The 23,072-nt window shown below is 69.0% G+C and carries 19 protein-coding genes; 11 read left to right on the forward strand and 8 right to left on the reverse strand.

Features of this window, described 5'->3' with window-relative positions; all coding sequences use genetic code 11:
• The coding region (locus ENSA7_RS23185; RefSeq protein WP_280524028.1) for an ATP-dependent DNA ligase at nucleotides 1–1,023 on the forward strand (1,023 nt) is incomplete at its 5' end.
• A gap of 34 nt (nucleotides 1,024–1,057) precedes the next feature.
• Here ENSA7_RS23185 and ENSA7_RS23190 read toward each other — a convergent pair.
• Nucleotides 1,058–1,924, reverse strand: a complete 867-nt coding sequence (locus ENSA7_RS23190; protein ID WP_106091516.1) for a hypothetical protein — start codon at nucleotides 1,922–1,924, stop codon at nucleotides 1,058–1,060.
• An 85-nt stretch (nucleotides 1,925–2,009) separates the two neighbouring features.
• Here ENSA7_RS23190 and ENSA7_RS23195 point away from each other — a divergent pair, with 85 nt between their 5' ends.
• Both ENSA7_RS23195 and ENSA7_RS23200 read left to right on the forward strand, forming a co-directional pair.
• Nucleotides 2,010–3,863 (forward strand): hypothetical protein, encoded by a 1,854-nt coding sequence (locus ENSA7_RS23195; protein ID WP_146158037.1) that lies wholly within the window; start codon nucleotides 2,010–2,012, stop codon nucleotides 3,861–3,863.
• Entirely contained in the window at nucleotides 3,860–4,462 is a 603-nt protein-coding gene (locus ENSA7_RS23200) for a nucleotidyltransferase family protein (protein ID WP_146158038.1), read from the forward strand. Before ENSA7_RS23195 ends, ENSA7_RS23200 begins: the two co-directional genes overlap by 4 nt.
• Here ENSA7_RS23200 and ENSA7_RS23205 read toward each other — a convergent pair whose 3' ends face one another.
• The gene (locus ENSA7_RS23205; RefSeq protein ID WP_106091519.1) at nucleotides 4,463–5,341 is read right to left on the reverse strand and encodes an XdhC family protein; all 879 of its coding nucleotides are present in this window, start codon (nucleotides 5,339–5,341) and stop codon (nucleotides 4,463–4,465) included.
• Between the two features lie 111 nt (nucleotides 5,342–5,452).
• On the opposite strand from ENSA7_RS23205, the gene ENSA7_RS23210 reads away from it, so the two are divergent.
• The 3 genes from ENSA7_RS23210 to ENSA7_RS23220 all read left to right on the forward strand — a co-directional run bounded on the left by ENSA7_RS23210 (nucleotide 5,453) and on the right by ENSA7_RS23220 (nucleotide 10,014).
• Nucleotides 5,453–6,112, forward strand: a complete 660-nt coding sequence (locus ENSA7_RS23210; protein ID WP_106091520.1) for a hypothetical protein — start codon at nucleotides 5,453–5,455, stop codon at nucleotides 6,110–6,112.
• Between the two features lie 79 nt (nucleotides 6,113–6,191).
• Nucleotides 6,192–8,177 (forward strand): ABC transporter ATP-binding protein, encoded by a 1,986-nt coding sequence (locus tag ENSA7_RS23215; RefSeq protein WP_106091521.1) that lies wholly within the window; start codon nucleotides 6,192–6,194, stop codon nucleotides 8,175–8,177.
• Complete coding sequence (locus ENSA7_RS23220; protein WP_106091522.1) at nucleotides 8,170–10,014, forward strand: ABC transporter ATP-binding protein; 1,845 nt, start codon at nucleotides 8,170–8,172, stop codon at nucleotides 10,012–10,014. Before ENSA7_RS23215 ends, ENSA7_RS23220 begins: the two co-directional genes overlap by 8 nt.
• A gap of 4 nt (nucleotides 10,015–10,018) precedes the next feature.
• Here ENSA7_RS23220 and ENSA7_RS23225 read toward each other — a convergent pair whose 3' ends face one another.
• Nucleotides 10,019–11,929: a hypothetical protein gene (locus ENSA7_RS23225; RefSeq protein WP_146158039.1), complete on the reverse strand. Its 1,911-nt coding sequence runs from the start codon at nucleotides 11,927–11,929 to the stop codon at nucleotides 10,019–10,021.
• Between the two features lie 107 nt (nucleotides 11,930–12,036).
• On the opposite strand from ENSA7_RS23225, the gene ENSA7_RS23230 reads away from it, so the two are divergent.
• The 3 genes from ENSA7_RS23230 (at nucleotide 12,037) to ENSA7_RS23240 (ending at nucleotide 16,600) form a co-directional block, all read left to right on the forward strand.
• Nucleotides 12,037–13,095 carry an Rpn family recombination-promoting nuclease/putative transposase gene (locus ENSA7_RS23230; protein WP_106091524.1) on the forward strand — a complete coding sequence of 353 codons (1,059 nt, stop codon included), beginning with the start codon at nucleotides 12,037–12,039 and terminating at the stop codon, nucleotides 13,093–13,095.
• A gap of 16 nt (nucleotides 13,096–13,111) precedes the next feature.
• On the forward strand, nucleotides 13,112–15,040 hold the full coding sequence (locus ENSA7_RS23235) for a DUF2079 domain-containing protein (protein WP_146158040.1): 1,929 nt from the start codon (nucleotides 13,112–13,114) through the stop codon (nucleotides 15,038–15,040).
• A gap of 87 nt (nucleotides 15,041–15,127) precedes the next feature.
• On the forward strand, nucleotides 15,128–16,600 hold the full coding sequence (locus tag ENSA7_RS23240) for a GMC oxidoreductase (protein WP_106091526.1): 1,473 nt from the start codon (nucleotides 15,128–15,130) through the stop codon (nucleotides 16,598–16,600).
• Between the two features lie 9 nt (nucleotides 16,601–16,609).
• Here the strand turns inward: ENSA7_RS23240 and ENSA7_RS23245 are convergent, their stop codons facing one another.
• Nucleotides 16,610–17,125: a ubiquitin family protein gene (locus ENSA7_RS23245; protein ID WP_106091527.1), complete on the reverse strand. Its 516-nt coding sequence runs from the start codon at nucleotides 17,123–17,125 to the stop codon at nucleotides 16,610–16,612.
• A gap of 156 nt (nucleotides 17,126–17,281) precedes the next feature.
• Between ENSA7_RS23245 and ENSA7_RS23250 the strand changes: the two genes are divergently transcribed.
• Nucleotides 17,282–18,136, forward strand: a complete 855-nt coding sequence (locus ENSA7_RS23250) for an SIR2 family NAD-dependent protein deacylase (RefSeq protein WP_106091528.1) — start codon at nucleotides 17,282–17,284, stop codon at nucleotides 18,134–18,136.
• Here the strand turns inward: ENSA7_RS23250 and ENSA7_RS23255 are convergent.
• On the reverse strand, nucleotides 18,129–18,872 hold the full coding sequence (locus ENSA7_RS23255) for a hypothetical protein (protein ID WP_146158041.1): 744 nt from the start codon (nucleotides 18,870–18,872) through the stop codon (nucleotides 18,129–18,131). The genes ENSA7_RS23250 and ENSA7_RS23255 overlap by 8 nt on opposite strands.
• A 183-nt stretch (nucleotides 18,873–19,055) precedes the next feature.
• Here ENSA7_RS23255 and ENSA7_RS23260 point away from each other — a divergent pair, with 183 nt between their 5' ends.
• Entirely contained in the window at nucleotides 19,056–19,616 is a 561-nt protein-coding gene (locus tag ENSA7_RS23260) for a hypothetical protein (RefSeq protein WP_106091530.1), read from the forward strand.
• A gap of 13 nt (nucleotides 19,617–19,629) precedes the next feature.
• Here the strand turns inward: ENSA7_RS23260 and ENSA7_RS23265 are convergent, their stop codons facing one another.
• Genes ENSA7_RS23265 through hutU form a run of 3 tightly spaced genes read right to left on the reverse strand, consistent with a single transcriptional unit; the run spans nucleotide 19,630 to nucleotide 23,059 of the window.
• Nucleotides 19,630–20,067: a hypothetical protein gene (locus ENSA7_RS23265; RefSeq protein WP_106091531.1), complete on the reverse strand. Its 438-nt coding sequence runs from the start codon at nucleotides 20,065–20,067 to the stop codon at nucleotides 19,630–19,632.
• Nucleotides 20,064–21,359: an imidazolonepropionase gene (hutI, locus tag ENSA7_RS23270; RefSeq protein WP_106091532.1), complete on the reverse strand. Its 1,296-nt coding sequence runs from the start codon at nucleotides 21,357–21,359 to the stop codon at nucleotides 20,064–20,066. Before hutI ends, ENSA7_RS23265 begins: the two co-directional genes overlap by 4 nt.
• Entirely contained in the window at nucleotides 21,356–23,059 is a 1,704-nt protein-coding gene (gene hutU, locus ENSA7_RS23275; RefSeq protein ID WP_106091536.1) for a urocanate hydratase, read from the reverse strand. Before hutU ends, hutI begins: the two co-directional genes overlap by 4 nt.
• Between the last annotated feature and the right edge of the window lie 13 nt (nucleotides 23,060–23,072).

The raw sequence follows: 23,072 nt of genomic DNA on the forward strand, positions 1-23,072 counted from the left end.
GCGAAGCTCAGTCGGGGGAAGAAGGCGGTAAAGGTGACGCTGGCGGCGGCGGAGAAGGCGTTTGCCAAGCTGGTGCATCAGAAGGTTGCGAAGGGGTATGAGGAGCTGACCGAGGTCGTGCAGCCGCAGGCTGTCGCGCCGCCCGAGGGGGAGGGGTCGGGGAGTCGGGCGACGGGAATTCGGGCGAAGGTTGGGGACGGGGCGCAGCTGCTCAACGCGATTGATCCTGAAGCACTCGGGGGGCTGCTGGCGGATGATGATGTGATTGCGCAGCAAAAGTTGGACGGTAGTCGGGTGCTGGTGCACATCGATGATGGGGAGATTCGCGCGACCAATCGGGCAGGGCAGCTGACGACGATCCATGCGTCAATTTTGGCGGCGCTGGACTCGGTCCCGCGTGGCACCGTGATCGATGGGGAGCTGATGTCTGGTGCGGATGGGCCCTGCTACTGGTTGTTCGATATCCTGAAGATCGCGGGGGAGGATCTGCGCGGGCTTGGCTACCTCGAGCGTTGGGAGCGCCTCGATGCGGAGATCGAGCCGGTGGTCGAGCCGCCGATCCGGATCCTCGAGTATGCGCAGGGGAGCGCGGCCAAGCAGGCGCTGTACGATCGGCTGGTCGCAGGTAGCGCGGAGGGCATCGTGTTCAAGCGGGCTGACGCGCGCTACCAGACCGGGCGGCCGAGCTCGGGTGGCGACCAGCTCAAGCACAAGTTCATCAAGTCCGCCGATGTGGTGATCCTCGAGAACGCTGGCAACGCGTATCGCATGGGCGTGTATGCGGGGGGTGTGCTGCGCGAGGTCGGCAAGGTGTTCGCGGGGACGACCAACGCTTCGCGGGTCGAGCTCGATGACCGGCTGTCGGCCGGGGAGCAGCCCGTGGCGGAGGTTCGTTATCTCTATGCGACCGATGATGAGCAGCTGTATCAGCCGGTGTTCGTGCGCCTGCGCGACGACAAGCCGGCGCTCGAGTGTGGTGTGGATCAGCTCGAGAAGACCCGCCGCGAGGTTCACCAGCACTGACGCTCACGCGCCCGGCCACGGCCGCGCTGCGAGGTCAGCCCCGGCGGCGAAACGGCAGCACCCGGGCGCCCTTGGGTGGCGGGTCGATCGGCGGCAGCGAGAGCACGAGCTTCTCGATCGCCGGCAGCGCGCGCAGCATTACCCCGGCGGCGCCGAGCTCAGAGAACCGACCGCCGTAGACCAAGATCACGTGATAGATCCCGCCAAAGTCCCGCGCGAACCAGCCCAGGTCATCCTCGATCGCCTCGTGGCGCTCGGGCGCGCGGCGGACCGCTGCGATCGCGCGGCAGGTCGCAAAGTGGGCGGTCCAGGCCTCGGCGTCGCGGTGCTCACCGAGCTCGCGGATCGTCGGCAGCTTGCGAAGCAGTCGCTCGCGTAGCTTGCGTGGCTCGAGCTTGGCGACCCGCTCGCGCAGGGTGGCCTCGTCGAGCTGTACGAGCTCGGTCATGTCGAGGCCGGCCGCGGCGGCGCTGTCGGCCAGCTCGCCGATCCACATCACGACCTCGACGTCCTCGGGTCCAGGCGGGATCTCGGAGCTGCCCCACAGCACCGGTGAGTCCTCGTCGATGACGACGGCCTGGAGGGCGTTGGCCTTCTCGGCCAGCAGCGCGAGCGCGTCGTCGAGCTCGCGCGCGACCGGCCCAGCCGACATTCGCGGGCGACGAGCCTCGACCCGACCGCCGATCCCGGCGAAGGTCTCGACCAGCGCGACGAGCTTGGCCTCGGGCGCGCCACCGTCCTCGAGCGGGGCACCAAACAGGGCGACGACGCGCCAGCCCCCGGGCAGCTCGGCGAACACGCAGTCCTCGGACTGCGGCGGTTGTCCCCCGAACTCAAAGCGAGCGTCGTCACAGCGGAGCTCACGACGGACCAGATCGAGAAAACGCTCGAGGTCGACCACCCCCGCAGATTAGCCGATGTGTCCGCGGCCCGCGGACTCGACCCCACATGCGGCCCGGCTCGGGAAACCAGCTATCCTCCGGCGCATGCGCGCATGCCGAACCCGAGCGTCCTTCTGCGTGGCCCTGCTGCTGGCCGCGCCGCTCGCCTCCTGCACCAAGAACAGCAACACCAACGTCAAGATCGCCGGCGAGGGCGACGGGCAAGCAGAGTCTGCGCGGACCAACCCTGGAACCCAGGGCCGCGATGTCAAACGGGGACCCGTCGAGAAGATCGAGGTCTCGGGCAGCATCTCGGAGTTCGGCGACATGCTCGACGCGGGCTCGAAGCTGCTCAACATGTGGTCGCCACCGGAGCCCGGCGCGCCGCCGGTCGAGCTGCGCAATCTCGTCGCGGTCACGCTGATCCAAGAGGGCTTTGGGCCCGGGTTCCTCGAGTCGGTGGACCTCGACGGCGTGCACGCGATGAAGCTCGGCTTCCCCCACGAGGGTCAGCCCGGGGTCACGGACGCAGACGTGGATCTGTCGTTGGCGCTGAGCACCATCGACGCAGTCCGGGCGATCGAGAGCATGCCCGCTGGCATGCAGCCGCAGCCGATGGGCCAGAACCTGTGGCAGCTGGTCGAGGAGAACACCAAGCTGTTCTTCCGGGCCCAGCCGAGCGCGCTGGAGATCGCCCTGAGCATGGACGGCCTGGACCTCGCCAACGGCCTGCGCAGCCAGGTCACGGTCGGGCCCAAGCAGCCGCGCATCAAGGTCGGCGCGACCAACATCCCGCCCGTCAACATCGACGTGAGCGACCTGATCCCGCTGCCGCCCGCGCTCTCGCGCACGCTCAGCTCGATCATCAATGAGACCGAGAACATCGAGCTTGGGCTCGACTTCGGCACGACCCGGGATCTGGTCGCGCGGACCGGCGTCGAGGCACCGTTCGGTCGGCTCGGCCTCGACCCGATCGGTCCGGCCACGCAGGCCCCCAGCGCGCTGGCCAAGGCGCTGCCCGGGGACGCGATGTTTGCGTGGGTGATGCCCTGGGGTGATCCCAAGCTGCTGCACGACGTCCTCGACAAGCAGATCCCCGTCAACGAGATCCCCGCGCCGTTCGACGGCTACGTCGACGAGGTCCTCGCGGGTGCCCACAAGCTCCTGGACAACGTGGGCACCGAGGTGCTCGCGGCGGCCTACGTCGACAAGGGCAAGTTCACGCTGGTGCTCGCGGCCGACGTCAAGGACGAGAAGTCGTCCCGCGAGGCCATGCGCAAGGTGCTCGGCGCGGCGGAGAAGGCCCTTCAAGATCACATCGCGCTGGCCGGCAACAGCCCCGACCACGCCTACAAAGTCAGCTTCAAGAAGGACGGGGCCAAGGTCGGCAAGGCCAAGGGTGACCTGCTGACCGTGACGATCCCCAAGGACATGCACGACGAGATGAAGGACATCAGCTGGCTGGTCGGCGACAACAAGCCGCAGCTCGAGATCTCCTCGGTGGTCGCCGACGGCAAGCTCGTCGTCGCGATCGGCGTCGGCCAAAAGGCGTTCATGAACAGTGTCGGGCGAAACCTCGGCAAGTCGTCGAGCAACGGGCTCGAGGCCGGCGGTGGGTTGGCGCTGGCCCGCGACCTGGCCGACGGCTGCCAGTACTGCGTGATCTTCAACCCGGTCGAGCTCGGGGAGATGGGCTTCACGGTGATCGCCGCCGACGCCGACGAGCCGGCCGAGGTTCGCAAGGCCGCGACCAAGGCCCGCGACAAGCTGCTCGGGCTCGGCCTCGCGGGTGAGGTCGCGTTCGCGCTGCGGCTCGAGGACACCCGCGGCACGTTCGGGTTTGGCGTGCCCAAGTCGCTGCTGTTCGCGGACCCCAGCAAGGTCAAGACCGTCGTCGAGCTGGTCAAGTCGATCGACGAGGCTCGGAGCGCCGCTTGGGCCACCGCGTCCCCGCAGTGACGCGGGCGGACAGGCGCGTCGCCGGGCTGATCCTGGCCGGGGGCGCGTCGCGGCGGATGGGCCGGCCCAAGGCGCTCGTCGAGCTCGACGGGCGCACCTTCGTGGGGATCGGCGTCGAGCTGCTGCGAACATCCGGGTGCGCCCCGGTGCTGGTGGTCGATGGTGCGCATCCGCTGGATCCGGGGCTGGGGGCGATCGCGGGGGCTGAGCTCGTTCACAATTCGCAGTGGCAGCGCGGGCCGCTTTCGAGCCTGCAGCTCGGGCTGGCTCGCGCGCTCGAGCTCGAGCCGGGGCTCGACGCGCTGCTGGTCCACCACGTCGAGCGGCCGCGCATTGCGGCGCAGACCGTAGCCGCGCTGCTGGCCCGCGCCGGCGATGAGCCCGAGTGCGTGTGGCAGCCGAGCTTCGCGGGTCGCTCGGGTCATCCCGTGGTGTGGCCGCGGGCGCTGTTCGAGGCGCTGGCGAGCCTCGATGCTGGCCGCGAGACCGCCCGAACGCTGCTGCGGGGGCCGGCTTTGGCGCGACGTCGCAAGCTCGAGGTCGACGACGCCGGGGTGCTCGACAACATCGACACCCCCGAGCAGCTGGCTGGTCTTTGACTAGGGCGTGGTCTCGGCGCCGTCGACTCGTGCGATCGCGGCGTCGACCATGTTCATCGACGACCCGTCGCCGCCGTGGCGCAGAGCAATCAGCTCGGCGGCGATGCTCACGGCGATCTCCGGCGGGGTCCGGCCACCCAGCGCGAGACCGACCGGCGCGTGGACCCGAGACAGATCCGGCCGCGCCAGGCCCCGCTCGTCGTAGCGCCGCAGCACCCGGGCCAGCACCGTGTGAACCTTGCGGCGGCTGCCGATCATGCCCAGGTACGCGTGCGGCAGCTCGATGAGCTTGGCCAGCGCCCGCTCGTCGCGGGCGTGGTCGCGGGTCACGATGACGAGGTAGTCGCGCTCGTTCAGATCCGGGATCGCCTCGTGGATCTCGTCGGCGTCGAACGCCAGGCGCTCGACCTGCTCGAACGCGGGATCGTCGAGCAGCTCCTCGCGGTCATCCGCGACGATCACCCGCAGCCCGATCCCCCGGGCGAGCGGCGCCAGGGCCTGGGCGACGTGGCCGCCCCCCACGATGATCAGCCGCGCTTCTGCCTGCAGGTACTCCACGAACAGCTCCATCGCGCCCCCGCAACACATGCCCAGATCCCGGACCAGGTGGGCCTCGACCGTGCGCGGCTTGCCTGTGCGCAGCACTTGCCGACAGGTCTCGAGCACCTGGTGCTCGATCGCCCCGCCGCCAACGGTGCCGAGCGTCGAGCCGTCGGCGTAGAGCAGCATCCGGGCGCCGACCACCTGCGGCGCCGACCCAGACCGCCGGATCACCGTGGCCAGGGCCGCCTCCGACTGGCCGCGGCCTTCGAGCAGCTCGAGCACCGCCGCCGCCAGCTGGGCGGGCGTCGCAGACCCAACAGCGGAGGACTTGCTCATGTAGCCGTTTTACTCGGCGCGTGCGCTCGATGCCAGACCGCGAGAGGCCCACGCGAGCGGATCGCAGACCGATGGGGTCAAATGCGTTAGGCTGCGCCCAGGAGAACCGCCATGACTCGCTCGATCACCGCTTCGTTCGCCGTCTTGGTCCTCGCCGGGCTGAGTCTCGCCGCCTGTGACGCCAAAGAGAACCCCTATGAGGTCAAGAAGAAGGGGGCCGTCGATCTTCACAGCTATGAAAAAGAGATGACCCCCGAAGAGCTGGCCGAAGCGCGCAAGGCCGCGGGTCACGACTCGATGGATCAGATCGCCAAAGAGAACGCCCTCATGTTCGAGAAGGGCGCGCGCGAGTACATCAAGACCCGCCTGCCCGAGTACCGCGAGCTCGTCACCGAGATCCGCGGCTACCTCGACGAGATCGAGAAGAGCGCGCCAAAGTGGAAAGAGAAGGAGGCCACCTTCGACAAGTTCAAGGAGGCCTACAAAGAGGACGTCAAGGCGTTCCTGTCGGTGTACGACGAGCTCACCTCGAACGGCGAAGAGGGCGGCAACATGCAGGCCGACCTCAGCTGGGCGGTCCGCGCCTGGGAAGCGCTCAACAACGATCTCAGCCCCGAGGTGTTTGACAACGCCCAGCTGCCCGTGGCGATCAAGGACATCCGCGACCGGCTCGACAAGGTCTCGGCCGTGCTCGACGAGATCGAAAAAGACGAGACGCTCGAGGTCAACCCGCTCTACAAGGCTCCCAAGCGGGACAAGAAGAAGAAGTAGCGGCCGCGCGGCGCTGGCCTGCGGGTGCCCCGCAATACGTGCGCGACGGCGAGTTCGGGAGTAGAACCCGGCTCACGCGGTGACCGACCCCAACACACAGCGCGCGGGCACAGCGGGCGTCGGCGGCATGATCCGGGCCGTCGCCAGCTTCCTGTACCGATACGCGGGCCGCTACTGGGTCTCGTACCTGTTCGGGTTCGCGGCCCTGTTCGCCACCAATTGGGCGGTCGTCCGGATCCCCACGGTGATCGGCGAGATCCTCAACACGCTCGAGCGCAGCGGGGCGGGGGCCGAGCTGGGCGAGCGGGCCAAGGCCGCGATCGAGCCGGTCTCGAACCTCGCGCTCGAGCTGATGCTGCTGGCGGTCGGGCTGATCGTCGTGCGGACCTTGTCGCGGGTGCTGTTCTTCAACCCCGGCCGCGACATCCAGTATCGGCTCGGGGTCGATCTGTTCGCCCATCTGCTGACCCTGCAGCGGCCCTTCTACGCCCGGCGCAAGGTCGGTGAGCTGCTCTCGGTCGCGGCCAACGACACCCAGTCCGTGCGCCTGTTGGTCGGGTTCGCGGGCCTGCAGGTGTGCAACGTCGCCGTCGCGATCCCGATGCACCTGTACCAGATGCTGCGCACCGACTGGGTGCTGACGCTGTGGTGCGTGACGCCGGTCGTGATCGGCGGGATCTACATGCGCTGGACGGTGCAGCGGTTCTACGCGCTGATCCGCAGCTCGCTCGAGAAGCTCGCGTCGCTCTCGGACCGGGTGCTCGAGAGCTTCTCGGGGGTCGGCACGGTCCGCGCCCACGTGGCCGAGGAGGCCGCCGTCGAGCGGTTCGAGCGGTACAACCGCGACTACTTGGAGCTGCAGCTCGAGGTCGCCTCGCTGCGCGCGTTTGCGATGCCCGTGCTGGGCCTCGCCGGCTACATTGGCACCGGGCTGGTGTTGTGGGTCGGCGGCAAGCAGGTGATCGCCGGCAAGCTCGAGGTCGGCGACCTCGCAACCTTCACCGCGCTGCTGATCAGCCTGGTCTCGATCCTGACCTCGCTGGCCTGGGTGCTGACCGCGTTCTCGCGCGGCACGGTCTCGCTCAGCCGGGTTCAGGAGCTGCTCGACGCCGACGCAGAGCTGCCCGAGATCGCCCACCGCGAGCCCTTCGCCAGCGCCCCGCGGGTCGAGCTGCGCGCGCTCACCTTCACCCACGCGACCCGCGAGGAGCCGGCCCTGCGCGAGGTCAGCGTGGTCGTCGAGCCCGGTCACACCCTGGGGATCTTCGGGCGCACCGGCTCGGGCAAGACCACGCTGATCGACCTGCTCGCGCGGGTCTACACGCCGGAGCCTGGCGCGGTGCTGATCGACGGTCGTGACGCGCGCGGCTGGGAGCTCGGGAGTCTGCGCGCGGGCATGGCCGTGGTCCCGCAGAGCCCGTTCTTGTTCTCGACCACGCTGCGCGACAACATTCGGCTGCTCGGTGAGCAGACCGGGCACACCGCCTCGGCCGACGCGGAGCTAGCCGGACCGGCGTGGGTCTCGTTTGGCCGCGCTCGTCGGCGCCGCGGCTCGCAGCCCGCGACTGGCGCAGCTGGTGGCGCCGATCTCACAGGTGCAGCTTCGGTCGACGATCCCCGGCTCGCGCAGGTGATCGACTCGGCCTGTCTCGGGCCCGACCTCGCCGCGCTGCCCCAGGGCCTCGACACGATCGTGGGCGAGCGCGGGGTCATGCTCTCGGGCGGCCAGCGCCAGCGCACCGCGCTCGCCCGGGCGCTCTACCGCCAGCCAAAATTGCTGTTGCTCGACGACGTGCTCTCGGCCGTCGACCAGGCCACCGAGACCAAGCTCGTCGACGCGATCCGCAGCTTGAAGGCGGCCTCGGGTGGGGCCGTGCCGCCGACCACCGTGATCGTCTCGCACCGCACCAGCGTGCTCGAGCACGCCGACGAGATCCTCGTGCTCGAGCACGGCGAGGTGATCGAGCGGGGCACGCACACCCAGCTGCTCGCGCTCGGGGGCTCCTACGCGGCCGCCCACGAGCATCAGCGCGAGCAGGGCGAGGGGGGTACGGAGCATGACTGAGCCCGGCGCCGGCAAGCCCAAGGCGGCCTCGACCCTCGCGCTGATGCGGCGGTTCTGGCAGTACGCGCGCCCGCACAAGCGCTGGCTGTTCGCGGGGCTCGTCGTGATCCCGCTGGTCGCGGTCATGACCACCGTGCGCCCGCTGCTGGTCAAGCAGGCCGTCGACGAGGCGATCCCCGCCCGCGACGGCCCGGCGCTGCAGCAGCTGGCCCTGTTGTTCCTGGCCGCGGTCGTGGTCGAGTTCGTGTCGATGGCGCTGCAGGTCTACGCATTGCAGCGGGCCGGGCACCTGAGCATCTACGAGCTGCGCACGGCGATCTTCCGCCACGTGCTGTGCCTGCCGGCCCGGTTCTTCGACAAGAACCCGCTCGGCTCGCTGCTCTCGCGCAGCACCAGCGACGTCGAGGCGCTCGGCGAGACCCTGTCGTTTGGGGTGTTCACGATCGCCACCGACGCCGTGATGATCGGCTCGATCCTGGCCTCGATGTTCGTGCTCAGCTGGAAGCTGGCGCTGATCTCCCTGTCGGTCGCGCCGCTCTTGTACGTGCTGGTGCGGTGGTTCTCGGCGATGCTGCGCAACCTGCAGCTCGAGATCCGGCGGGCCCAGGGGGTCCAGTCCGGGTACCTGGCCGAGCAGCTGTCGGGGATCGGCGTGGTCCAGCTCTACGGCCACGAGGACCACGCGCGGACCACCTTCGAGGCGCTCGGCGATCGCTACCTGCGGGCGACCAAGCTCGCCAACATCTTCGACTCGCTGCTGTACTCGTTGATGGACGGGATCTCGGCGTTCTGCGTCGCGCTGCTGCTCTACTACGGGGCCCCGGCGCTGCTCGGCGAGGTCGGGCTGTTCGGGGATCTGTCGGGCGCGCTGACCCTGGGCTTGCTGTTCGCGTTCGTGGAGTACCTGCAGCGGGTGTTCGTGCCGATCCGCGAGTTCTCCAGCAAGATCGCCACGATCCAGCGCGCGGCCGCCTCGCTCGAGCGCATCTTTGGGTTGCTCGACACCCCCCGCGAGCCTCGGGCCGCGCTGGATCACCCGGAGATCTACGAGGGCCAGGACGATCCGCTCGCCCGCTGGACCGGCGCGATCCGGGTCCGGGGCTTGCGCTTCTCATACGGGTACGACGACGGCGCCCCCGAGATCCTGCGCGGACTCGACTTCGACGTGGCGCCCGGCGAGGTCGTCGCGGTGGTCGGGCGGACCGGCTCGGGCAAGACCAGCCTGGGCCGGATCCTCACCCAGATCTACGACGGCTACCGCGGTCACGTGGAGCTGATCCTCAATGACGGCTCGGCCCTCGAGCTGCGCGAGCTCGAGCCCGACCGCGTGCGTCGCTGGCTGCTCATGGTCCACCAGGACGTGTTCTTGTTCGATGAGAGCGCCGGGTTCAACGTCACCCTGGGCGACCGCGCGCTCGAGGATGATCCCAGCCGGGTCCACGCCGCGCTCGAGACCGTGCAGGCGGCCGAGTTCGTGCGCGAGCGCGGCGGGCTCACGGCTCCGGTTGGCGAGCGGGGCGGGAATTTTTCAGTCGGCGAGGCCCAGCTGCTCGCGTTCGCCCGCGTGGCCGCCCGCTCACCCACGATGTTGATCCTGGACGAGGCCACCGCGAGCGTCGACAGCTTGACCGAGCAGCGGGTCCAGCAGGCGATCGAGCGGTTGCTCGAGGGGCGCAGCGTGCTGGTGATCGCGCATCGGCTGAGCACGGTCCGGCATGCGGACAAGATCATCGTGCTCGCGGATGGCGAGATCTCCGAGATGGGGGATCACGACACCCTGATGGCCAACGATGGGCTGTACGCGGATCTGTACCGCAGCGGGTTCGCCGAAGAGTAGGTCTTCAGTTGCGCGCGCGACCCAGCACCAAGCTGCGCTTGCCGTGCATGGTCAGCGGCAGCACGTGGACACGATCGAACGAGCGTACGGGGGCCGCGAGCTCGATCAGCTGCGGCGGGTCGTCGACATCACCCGCGAGCTCGAGCTCGCGGCGCTCGAGCTCGGTGTCCCCGGCGTAGAAGCTAATCGCGTAGCGCTGGCCAGGTGAGAGCGTGAACGCCAGCGCGTGAACCTGGCCGGTGAACGCCAGCTCGACGCCCGCGTCGCGAAACCGCACTGGCTTGCGGCGGCGGGCGAGCGCGCCCGCGTCGATCCGCACGAGCTCCGCGAGGTGATGGCGACGGGGGTCGATGTCCGCGCTCGCGCGGCCGCTGAGCAGCTCGAAGATCGCCGCGGCGCGCCCACGCGCGAAGATCGGTCCATGGTGGACGCGGACCACCACCTCGTAGAGCCGCGCGACGCCGGGATCGCGGATCTGGATGTGCGAGGGATCATCGGCGAGCGTGCGCAGGTAGCCGTCGGGGATGATCCGCGGGAGATGTCCGGCCTTCCAGTCGACCCGGCGAACCGGCGGCAAGCGAGCGAGCAGGGGATCGCCGAGCGCGAACGCGTCGATGACGTGCAGATCGGTGGCGGCGAAGTACCCGTAAAAGCCCATGGTCGAGAACAGCACGACCCGCTCGTCCGACTCAGGCCCTGCCTCGCCCGCGTCGCGCCACGGGTGGTCGGGCATCGAGCGACCCGGTCGCCACGCCCACGCGCTCGACGACGCGGCGTAGTGGCTGCGCTCGTCGGTGATCGGTCCCGAGCGATCGATGCCGTCAGCGCCAGCGTCTGGCCACCAGGGGTGACGCGCGCCGAGGGCTGCGACCAAGCCACACGCCGGGACCACGGCGAGCGCGAGCCGACCCGACCAACGCACCTGGCCGAGCGCCAGCGCCCCGCACAGGGCCGGCGCCGTCAGGAATCGTCCTTCCATGAAGTCGCCGCCAATCGCGATCACGTAGACGATGTAGGCCGCCGCGCCACGCCCGAGCGGGCGCAGGCGCGACGCACCGACGCGCTCGGGCAACCACGGGACCACCAGCGCCGCGAGCACCAGCGCGAAGGTCACGCCGTCGTGGGCGCACGCCCGCCACACATAGGCCAGCCCGCGCGTGATCAGCTGGCCCCGATCCAGCCCCGAACCGACCGCGAGCTTGGCCAGCGCCGTGTTGGGGATCAGCGCGCCGTAGTAAACCAGCGAGACTAACTCCCACGCGATCGCTGGGGTCGCGCCGAGCAGCCACGCCCACGCCCGTTGCCGACCCGTCAGGCCAGCCGCGCGGGCGCGGCGATCCACGTGGACGAACATCGGCGCGAGCAGCAGGGCGGCGTCGGGTCGCGACAAGAACGCCGCGCTGAGCAGCAGCCCGGCCGCGAGCAGCCGCTGTCGAGGCGCGACCTCCAACACCAACAACGCCGCCGCCCCGACGATCACGAGGTGCGTCAGCGGGTTCTCGAGGCCGGCGGTCGAGTACTCCACGAACGCCCGCGAGCAGCTCAGCGCACCGACGAACACCAGCGCACCCGGCCAGCCGCGACAGCGCCCGACCCCCACGCCCAGCGCGACACCGCTGACCGCGAGCCCGACCGCGATCGTGGTCCAGAACGCCTCGCGCGTCGCCGCCCAGGCCAGCGCCAGGATCAGCATCCACGCCGGGTGGGTGAAGCTCTGCACCCGCCAGCCCACGTTGAACACCGGACCCTCCCCCTCGACCAGGTGCTTGACGCTGCGCAGCGTGATGAAGGCGTCGTCGCACAGCCACGCGTTGATCGCGATCACCGTCAGACCCAGCGCCGTCAGCCCGGCGATCACTGCTCCGCTCGGTCGGCCGTCACCGCTCGCGCTCGGGCGGTCTGGTGAGCTTCGCATCGGCGTCATCCTACAGTCGCCAGCGAGCTCACCAACACTCTCGGGATCAGTTCACGCCCCGCCGCCGACTAACCCTCAGTACCCCCCATCCCGTACTGAGCCCAAGCATGACCACAACACCCCACGATGCCCTGTTCAAAGCAGCGTTCGAGCACCCCAAGCACGCGACAGACCTGTTCCGTGCCGTGCTACCCGAACCCATAGCTGCCGCTGTCGCGTGGGAGACCGTCACGCCGCACGGCGGCTCGTTCATCCACCCCAATCTCCGCGGAAGCCACAGTGATCTGCTGTTCTCGGTCAAGATCGGAGGCAAGCAAGCGTTCCTCTACGTGTTGCTCGAGCATCAGAGCACGAACGACAGCTACATGCCGTTCCGCATGCTCGACTACCTCATGGAGATCTGGAGGCGCTACCGCAGGGAAAACAAAGGTCCCTTGCCGCTCGTGATCGCCATCGTCGTCACCCACGCTCCTCAGGGCTGGAGCGCGCCAGTCTCGTTCGGTTCGCTGTTCGACCCTTCGCCGGAGTCGATCCCTGGCCTGTCCACGTTCGTGCCCAACTTCTCAATCTTGGTCGAGGACCTCAACGACCTCGACGACGAGACGCTTAAGGCGCGCACCCTCGCAAGCTTTCCCAAGCTCGCGCTGTGGTTGCTCCGCGACGGCCGCGACGCCCGCGACGCCGAGGACGAGACGGTCTTCCTGCGCCGGCTGGCCGGGTGGATCGCCACGTTTCGGGACGCGTACTGGGCGCCCAACGGTGTCGAAGCGCTCGCGCAACTGTTTCGCTACATCGCATTGGTGGTCGGGAACGTCCGCTTCGAGACTTTTCGTGCGATGATTCAACAAGAGGTCCCCGAAGCCGAGGAAGTCGCCATGACCATCGCTGAAGAGCTACGTCGAGAAGGCATGCAACAGGGCATGCAACAAGGCATGCAACAAGGCATGCAACAAGGCATGCAACAAGGCATGCAACAAGGCATGCAACAGGGCCTCCAGCAGGGCCGCGCCGACACCCTCGTGCGACTGATGGTCGCAAAATTCGGAGAGTTACCCCCCGCCTGCTCGGCCCTGATCGCGGCGGCTTCCGAGCAACAGTTGGTCGCGTATATCGAGCGGTTCCTCACCGCTACGACCATCGAGGCTGTATTCAACGACCCCCACTGAGGTGGTCGCCCCCCAGATGCCGCGAGCGCAACCCGAGCCTGCGCCCGAGCCCGCTCGCATCGAGCTGCGGTGGTTGTTGCTCGGGCTCGCCAACGCGTTCGCGCCTGGCCTCGCGCTGTGGGCGTGGACTCGCGGCGATCGCAAGGCCGTCCTGCTCGACAACATCCTCGAGCCGGGCACCACGCCATGGGCCGCGCTGGCTTGGGGAGCCGCCTCGGCGATCCTCGTCGGTGGGCTGTACCTGTGGGTTGGCGCTCGCGCTGCTGACCGCAAGCCCGCGCTGCGGCGACTGACCCTGCTGCTCGCCCCGCTCGCCGTCACGATCGCAATCCCGCTCCTGTACGTGCCCGAGATCGAGCGCGCGCGTCGGCTGTTGGTAGTCACCCTGACGCTGCTGTGCTCGGGCGCTGTCGGGGTCTCGGTCGCCACCGCCTGGCCGTGGCTGCGTCAGCGCGACCTGCTCGCCCGGCTCGGCGCCTCTGTCCACGCGCCGCCGATCACCCTAGGCGCGCTCGTGCTCGGCTACTGCGCAATGATGATCCGCTTGGGCGTGATCCGACACCGCGCCCTCGAGTCGCGGATCTGGGACCTGGGGATCTTCGACAACCTGCTCTACCACGCGGCCCAGGGCCACTGGCAGACCACCACCGTGCTGCGCGGCGAGACCTTCACCTCTGCTCACTGCGCGCCGATCTTGCAGTTGCTCGCGCCGATCTACGCGATCGCCCCCGGGCCCGAGACCCTGATCACCACCCAGGTCGTCTGGCTCGCGAGCGGGGCGATCCCCGTCTATCTGCTCGCCGCGGATGCCTTCTCCGAGTGGCCCGCCCGGCGCTGGCTCGGCGTCGTGTTTGGGTTGTCGTGGCTGTGCCATCCGTCGCTGCACGGCGTCTCGCTGTTCGACTTCCACGCGCTGACCCTGGCGGCACCCATGATCGTGTGGGCCGTGTACGCGCTCGAGACCCAGCGCGTCGGTCTGTGGATCGCGATGATCACCGCGCTGCTGCTGACCCGCGAGGATCTACCCTTTGTGGTGATCGCCCTCGGGATCTACGCCCTCGCCGCGGGTCGGCGCAGGCAGGCCGCGCTGACGATCCTCGCGGCGCTCGCCACGTTGGCCTTCGTCAAGCTGGTCTTGATGCAGGACCCGGGCATCTTCATGCCCAACGCCGAGTCGAGCTACCGCTACGCCAACCGGTTTAGCAAGGTCATCCCCGATCCCGAGACCGGCGGCGCCACCGACATCCTGGCCACGGTCGTGAGCAACCCGGGCTTCGTCATCCAGCACGCGCTCACGCCCGCCAAGCTGATCTACATGGCCACGCTCGCGCTGCCGACCCTCGCGCTGTTCGTGCTTGGCGGTCGCGCGCTGTGGGCCCTGAGCTTTGGTCTGGCCTTCACCGCGCTCGGCTCGGGCAGCAACCTCCACAACCTCTACCTGCACTACACGGTGTTCTCGTTCCCTGCCATGGCCGCGGCCGCCGTGTTTGGGCTGCGCAACCTCGTCGAGCGGCTCGAGCCCCCTCATCGCACAACCATTCTCGTCGGGTTCGCGGCCGCGCTCACCTGTGCGGGCCTGCTCGCTGGCGACCGCCTGGGTGCGCTCGGTCATTCAGAGGCGTTCGTGGCCGGCCACGCGCCGCTGATCCGCGAGCTCGAGGATCACCAACGCGAGCGCTACGCCTGGCTGGCCGACGCCGTGCAGAAGATCCCCGCGGACGCCTCGGTCACCGCGACCGACTCGCTCGGCCCGCACGTGTCGACCCGCGCGCAGCTGTACCACTTCCGGGATCAGCCCACCGCCGACTACTTGGTGCTCCACGAGGCCGAGCTCTCACCGGCCGAGCAACGCTCACTGACCAAGCGGGTGCGCCTCGCCGAGCTCGAGCAAGTCGCCCGCTACGCCAAAGAAATGGTTATCTATCGGCGGCGGAGCGATCCATAGCGCCGTCCGCAAGCGTGCCCGAGCGGATAGCACCTCGTCATCTATCGGCGGCGGTGATCACCTGCCGCGATATACTCTCGTGACCAGATGGCGTCCTACGACCTGATCCTCGTCGGCACCAGCTTCGCGTCGTCGTTCTTCCTGCACGAGTACCTGCGTCACGCCAAGCCCAGCGCCAAGATCCTGGTGCTCGAGCGTGGGCGCCGATTCACCTACGCCGAGCTGCTCGAGATCCGCCACGGCCTACGAACGGTCGGCGACCGAACCTTCCGGCGGGTCGGTCGAAAGCCATGGCTGTACGCCCCCTCGTTCGGCGGGACCTCGAACATGTGGTACGGCAACACCCCCCGGTTCCTGCCCGAGGACTTTCAGACCCACTCGCGGTTTGGCGTCGGCATGGACTGGCCGATCGGCTACGACGAGCTCGAGCCATTCTACTGCGACGCCGAAGATCTCATGACGGTGTCCGGGCCCAGCGATCACACGCCGTTTCCCCGCAGCCGCCCCTATCCGCACTCGCCCCATCAGCTCAGCGACCCCGAGAAGCTGCTGCTGGCCCACCACCGGGATCACTTCTACGTGTGTCCCACCGCGCGGGCCCACGATCCCCCGCGAACCAGTACCGCCACCGATCGCGCGCCGTGCTGCGCCAGCTTCGTGTGCAACTTTTGCCCGATCGACTCGAAGTTCACGATCCTCAACGGCCTCGCGCACATCTACGCCGATCCGCGCGTCGAGCTGCGCTGTGGGGCGGTCGTCCAGTCGGTCACCTCGGCCGGCCAGATCGCGACCGGCGTCGAGTGGCTACAGGAAGACCCCAACCAGCTCGCGTCACCCAAGGGCGTGGCCTCGCGGCGCGACGCCTCCGCGACCGCCGAGGTCATCGCGCTGGGTGCCAACGCCTTGTTCAACCCACACATCCTGCTGCGCTCGGGGCTCGACGACGGCGTCGTCGGTCGCTACCTCCACGAGCAGGTCGGCGTCGAGGCGCTGATCCACCTCGACGGGGTCGACGGCTTCAACGGCAGCACCAGCTGCACCGGCCACCACTATCGCTTCGCCCGAGGTGAGCACCGACGCGAGCGGGCCGCGATGCTGCTCGAGACCTTCACCCGCACCTGGCTGCGGATCGCCACGGGCAAGTGGCGCCACAGCTTGCGGGTCACCGGTATCCACGAAGATCTGCCCCGAGCTGGCAACCGCGTCACCATTGACGCGCGCGACCCCACCCGGCCTGTCACCCGCTACACCAAGTACTCGGACTACGCCCAGGCCTCGATCGATCGGTTCCGCGAGGACCTCGAGATCATGTTCGCCGGTCTGCCCGTGCAAGAGATCAGCGTCGAAGCGCCACGGGCCAGCGAGGGTCATATCCTCGGCACCGCGCGCATGGGCTCCGATCCCGCGACCAGCGTGGTCGATGGCGACCAGCTGCACCACGGCCTGCGCAATTTGTATGTGCTCGGCGGCAGCAGCTTCACCACGGGCTCGACCGCCAACCCCTCCTTGACGATCGCGGCGCTGTCTCTGCGCTCGGCCAGGCGCGGGTTCAGTCGATGACCAGATCGCTCAGCGATACGGCGCAGGGGGGGTCTGCAGCCGCTCTTCGAACAAGGTCAGCTCGCGCACCAGTCGCTGCAGCTGCTCGTGCAGCGGCAGCTGCCCTGGCTTGCGCTTGCGCTCGAGCGACCACTCCTCGGCCTCGAACAGCGCCCGGATCGTCGCGCTCTCGGCTCCAACGTCGTGCAGGTAGGCCTGGTCGCTGGGGCTCAAGCGCTGGACCTCGTGGATCCAGTCACCGATCTCCCGGGCCGCGTCGTTGAGCACTTGCTGGGTCTCGTCGAATTCACCGAGCGCGACGGCGACGTCGAGGCTCTGCCCCTCACGCAGCGGACCTTCGAGGCTCAGCCGCAGCGCCCGGGTATCGCGGGCCAGCGCCTGCAGCTTCGACGACAGGTGCGAGAGCTGCAGCGGATCCTCCGGGGGGCTGCTCGCCAGGTACCTGCGGCTGCGGATCTGGCCGCGCATCGTCTGCATCAGGCCGAGCGCCGCGACGGCGGCGAGCACCAGGTAGACCCACGTCACGTGCGCGCAGGATACCCAGAGTCGCCGACCGTGGGAAAGACCTGGGCCGAGACCTGGCCAGGTCTCGGCCCAGGTCGCGGGGCGACATTCGTGCCCGGCTCGGTCGCGCGAGCCTGGCGCTGGACAATCAAAGTGTAACATGTACACTCTCTCGCCATGGCCGCCGCACCGACCCCACCAACCAATGACCGCGAGCGCACAGCCAAGCTCGACGAGCTGCTGTCCCGCACCAAGCCCGAGCGGGTGGTCGTGGTCACCGGGGCCGGGATCTCGGCCGAGAGCGGGATCCCCACCTTCCGCGGCCCCGAGGGCTACTGGACCGTCGGCTCGCGGGAGTATCACCCCGAGGACATGGCGACCCAGGTCGCGTTCTCGAACATGCCCCGAGAGGTGTGGCGCTGGTACCTGTACCGCAAGGCCGTCTGCAACCAGGCAGCCCCCAACGTCGCCCACGTCGCCCTCGCCAAGCTCGAGCAGGCGCTGGGGGATCGCTTCATGCTCGTCACCCAGAACGTCGACGGCCTGCACCTGCGCGGCGGCAGCTCCCACGCGCGCACGATCCAGGTCCACGGCAGCACCGACTTCATGCGCGCGACCGAGGGTGACGACACGCCGCTGCCGATCCCCGACCGCATGCCGATCCTCGGCCGCGACGATCCCATGACCGACGAGGCATGGGAGCTGCTCGTGACCCCCGACGGCCGCCGCACGCGACCCCACATCTTGTGGTTCGACGAGTGCTACAACGAGCGGCTCTATCGCTCGGACTCGGCCCTCTCAGCCGCCGACAGCTGCGATCTGCTGGTCGTCGTCGGGACCTCGGGGGCCGCCGCGATCCCGTATCACGTGGCCTCGCTCGCGCTGCGGCGCGGCGCCGCGATCATCGACATCAACCCCGAGCCAAACCCCTTCTCCGAGCACGCCCTGGAGCGAGCCAAGCGCGGCCGGGGCTTATGGCTACAGGGATCGGGCTCGCGGTGGGTCCCCGAGCTGGTCGCGCGGCTCACCTAGAAGACGCTGGCGGCTCGGCGCCTCGCGGCAGCTTGATCTTTGCGGTCTGCGCCTCGGTCAGCGGCTGGTTGTTGATCAATTCCAGCTTCGCCCGGCGCCACTGCGAATTCACGACCGACAGCCGCACGCGAAACTCGAGCCCGTCGATCCGCAGCCGCGCGCTGGCGTTGCCCCACTCCCAGCGATCGACGCTGTCACCCGGCTCGGCGCCCATGCCCAGCGCGGGGTTGTCGTGGAACGGCGCGTCCGGAAGCGTCACGCCAACCGAGGCCAGCGCAGCGGTCGGCTCGAACGGTCCGTCCCCGGGCAGCCCCGAGACCGCAACCATTGCCGCGTGGCCGTCCTCGAACTCGATCCGGATCTGCTCGAACTGTGGATGCTCGTACACCCGGATCTCCTGCTCACACGCGAAGAACACCCGCTCGGGTAGGAAGCGCACGCACGAGATCCGATCCGTGCCGACGTCCTTGGGTGGCCCGAGCACGGCGTCGACCTCCTCGACGGTCTTGTTGACGAGCGCGTTGAGGTTGATGAGCGGCGTCGCTTTGACCTGGCCCAGCGCGACGCCCTCGTCGTCCGACAGGGGGCCGCTGACCTCTAGCCCCTCGACGCTGCCCTTTTGGCCATTTTGATCAGCTCGAGCCTGGCCTGCCTGACCGCCGGCGTCCGAGGCGCTGTCTTGGGAGCAGGCGGTGAGCACCACCGCGATCAACACACCGCTGCAAAGTCGGTTCACGGGCGCCAGCATACACACCCGTGACGACGAAATTGTGCAAGACCTGCTCGGTTGGGCACGCCAAGCTCGCGCGAGGGCTGGCCAAGGCGCCGACTTCGTTCAATGTGTAGAGGTGCGCTCGCCCCTCCACCTCTTGGCTCGGCTGGCGCACGACCGACGGACTCGAAAGACGGGGGCGCGGCGGTGAGCTGGGCGATGGCGGTCACCGGTGGCGCGGCTCCGATCTACGTGGGCTATCGGTGGTGGCGTCGGCATCAGCGCGAGCAGCAGATCCTGCAGGAGCTCGACGAAGTCAACGACGAGGCCCTGCAGATCCCCGAGCACCTCGACCCGCAGCTGGCCGCGCTCGCCCGCCAGACCCACCGACTGCGGCTCGAGCTCGAGACACCCGTACGCAGGATCCGCGCGCCGCTGCTGTCCGAGACGCCCTGGGCCAGGCGCCAGCGCTGCGACGAGTACGACGCGGCCCTGTATGAAGTGCGTCAGGCGATCTGGGAGTGGCTGCGATCGCTGCGGCGACTCGGCGTCAAAGAGCGCCGGCTGCTGGGCGATCTCGGGCTCTCGGTCGCGCCGTTTCGGCGGCTGTTGTTCGGCTGTGATCGCACCGATGACGTGTGGGAGCAGGTCGTGTACGCGCGCGCCCCCAACCTGGATCTCGTCTGGACCGAAGTCCGCCGCACGATCTCCGAGCTCGAGCGGTTCGAGCGAGCCCTGCTCAGCGCGCCGGTCGACCCGTACCGCTGACGCTGACTCGCTCCTACGCGACCGCGCCGGCCTGGACCACGCAGATCTCCCCGTTGACGGTCCAGATCGTCAGGCCCAGCTGCTCGTACGCGTACAGCAATTCCACGTCGCGCCCGATCTTCTCGGCGTCGATGTTGCTGGGCATGCCCAGCGTGACCAGCAGCTGGCCCACGCCCATCCCGATCAGGTTGCGGCCGTCGACCATGCAAAATTCATAGAAGCTGACCGAGTCGACCTTGCCCTCGCCGTCGACGTAGATGATCAGCGTCTCTTCGAGCCCGACCACGCCGTACTCGGCGTAGCCCTCTTCGGCGCCGTACTCCGGCTCGGGATCCCGCAACACCAGCTCGGGGTGCTCGGTCACGCGATCGCCAAACCGCATCGACCCGACCCCGACCCCGGGGACCAACGCGTAGCGCTCGGCCAAGAGCGGTTGGGTGTCAGCGTTCACGCGGGTGCTCGGTCCACTCGTTGACCGCGAGACCAAACCTCGCGGATGAGCGGTGAACCAGCATGATAGACGAGATCTCGGTAGTCGTCGGACGCAATCACCAACAAGTCCGCGCTCAGCCCCGGCGCGAGCCGACCCACCTCGTCGGCCAGGCCCAGCGACGCGGCGGCGTTGTGGGTGGTGGCCACGATCGCCTCGGCCGGCGTCAGCTTGCAGCCATAGCAGGCCAGGCCCAGCACCATGGCCAGGTTCTCGAGCGCGCACGATCCCGGGTTACAGTCGGTGGCAACGGCGATCGGCACGCCGGCCTCGACCAGCGCGCGGCCGTCGGCGTAGGGCTTGCCGAGCACCAGCGACGTGCCCGGCAATAATGTTGCGACGACCCCGGCCTCGCGCAGCGCAGCGCGCTCCTCGTCGGACAAATGTAGCAGGTGATCAGCCGAGCGCGCGCGCAGCTGCGCGGCCAGCTCCGCGCCCCCGGTGTGACCGAACTCGTTCGCGTGCAGGCGCAGCTCGAGCCCGAGCCGCAGCGCGGCCTCGCACACCTTGCTGGCCTCGGCCTTGGTGAACGCCCCGCGATCGCAGAACACGTCCGCGTAGTCGGCGAGCCCTTCGCCCACCACCGCGGGCAAGATCTCCGTGCAGATCCGATTGATGAAGGCGGCGCGGGCGTCGTCGCTGCCGCGCGCCTCCTCGGGGATCGCGTGCGCCGCCAGGCAGGTCGACTTGATCCGAAACCCGGCCTCGTCACGCAGCCGCCTCGCGACCCGGAGCTGGCGCAGCTCGGACTCGAGGTCGAGCCCGTAGCCGCTCTTGATCTCGAAGGTCGTCGCCCCGCAGCTGCGCATGCGCGTGATCCGACGCAGGCTCTGCTCGTAGAGCTGCTGCTCGCTCGCGGCCCGGGTCTGTCGCACGCTCGACAAGATCCCGCCGCCGGCCGCGAAGATCTGCTCGTAGTCGGCCCCGCGCAGGCGCAGCTCGAGCTCATCGCGGCGGTGCCCGGCCCACACCAAGTGGGTGTGGGCGTCGACCAGCGCGGGCATGATCACCGCGCCCGTGCAGTCGTGGGTGACACCCGGCGCGAGCTCACCCGCCGCGAGCTTGGCGGTGAACTCGGCGTGGGGGCCGACCCACGCGACGCGCCCGGCTTCGATCACCAGCGTCGCGTGCTCGAGCAGCCCGAGCTCGCTCATCGCCGCGCCAGCGCGCGCAGCTCGATCACCGCCGAGCGTCAGGATCTGCGCGGCGTTGGTCAGCGCGATCGTCTCGGTCGTGTCGGTCATGTCGGTCATCCCTGCTCCGTCGGCCAGGTGTCGGACACCGGATCGGTCAGCACGGTCGTCCCGGGGATCTTCACGCCGTAGCGGTTGGCGAACTCGATCGCCTGCTCGTAGCCCGCGTCGACATGCCGAACGATGCCCATGCCAGGATCGCTGTGGAGCACCCGCTCGAGCCGACGGGCCGCGTCCGCGCTGCCGTCGGCGACCACCACCATGCCCGCGTGGATGCTGTAGCCCATCCCGACGCCACCACCGTGATGCACCGACACCCAGCTGGCCCCGGCCGCGGTGTTGATCAGCGCGTTGAGGATCGGCCAGTCCGCGACCGCGTCAGAGCTGTCCTTCATGGCCTCGGTCTCGCGGTTGGGCGACGCGACCGAGCCACAGTCGAGGTGATCGCGGCCGATCACGATCGGCGCCTCGAGCTCGCCGTTGGCGACCATCTCGTTGAACTTCAGACCGGCCCGGTGGCGCTCGCCGTAGCCCAGCCAGCAGATCCGCGCAGGCAACCCCTGCCACGCGACCTGCTCACCAGCCAGCTCGATCCAGCGCCGCAGCGCCTGGTCCTCCGGGAACAGCTCGAGGATCGCCTGATCGGTCTTGTAGATGTCCTGGGGGTTGCCCGACAGCGCGGCCCAGCGAAACGGCCCCTTGCCCTCGCAAAACAGCGGGCGGATGTACTCGGGGATGAAGCCCTTGATCTCGAACGCGTCCTCGACCCCGGCCTCGACCGCGTACGCACGGATGTTGTTGCCGTAGTCGAACGCGACCGCGCCCCGATCCTGCATGTCCCGCATCGCGCGAACGTGCACACCCATCGCCGCGATCGACTGGCGCACATACTCGTCGGGGTCGCGCGTGCGCAGCTCGAGCGCCGCGGCCAGGCTCATGCCATGGGGCACGTAGCCGCCGAGCGGGTCGTGGGCCGAGGTCTGATCCGTGATGATGTCGGGGATCACCCCGCGCCGCACCAGCTCGGGCAGCACCTCCGCGCAGTTGCCCTCGAGCCCGACGCTGAGCGCCTGCTTGCGCTCGCGCGCCTCGCCGAGCCAGGTCAGCGCCTCGTCGAGCGAGCTGGCGCTGCGCATCAAATATTTGTGCTCGACCCGACGGGCGATCCGATCTGGATCAACCTCGATGCACAGGCACGCCGCGCCGGCCATGGTCGCGGCCAGCGGCTGCGCGCCGCCCATGCCCCCGAGCCCGCCCGTGATGATCAGCTTGCCCGCCAGATCCCCGCCAAAGCGATCGCGCGCGCACGCCACGAAGGTCTCGTAGGTGCCCTGCAAGATCCCCTGGGTGCCGATGTAGATCCAGCTGCCCGCGGTCATCTGGCCGAACATGGTCAGGCCCAGGGCCGCGAGCCGGTTGTGCTCCTCCCAGGTCGCCCACTTCGGGACCAGCAGCGAGTTGGCCAGCAGCACCCGCGGCGCGTCGGCGTGGGTCTTGAAGATCCCGACCGCGCGACCGCTCTGGACCAGCAGCGTCTCGTCATCCTCGAGGCTGCGCAGCGAGGCGACGATCCGGTGGTAGTCCGGCCACGAGCGCGCGGCCTTGCCGGTGCCGCCGTAGACCACCAGCTGCTCCGGGGCCTCGGCGACCTCGTTGTCGAGGTTGTTCATCAACATGCGCAGCGCGGCTTCTTGCACCCAACCTTTGCAGGTCAGCGTGGAGCCGCGGGCGGCGCGAATGTTCGGTGGCGTCGACGACATCGACGCCAACGTA

The organism is Enhygromyxa salina, from assembly GCF_002994635.1.
In the GTDB taxonomy this organism is placed as follows: Bacteria; Myxococcota_A; Polyangia; order Nannocystales; family Nannocystaceae; genus Plesiocystis; species Plesiocystis salina_B.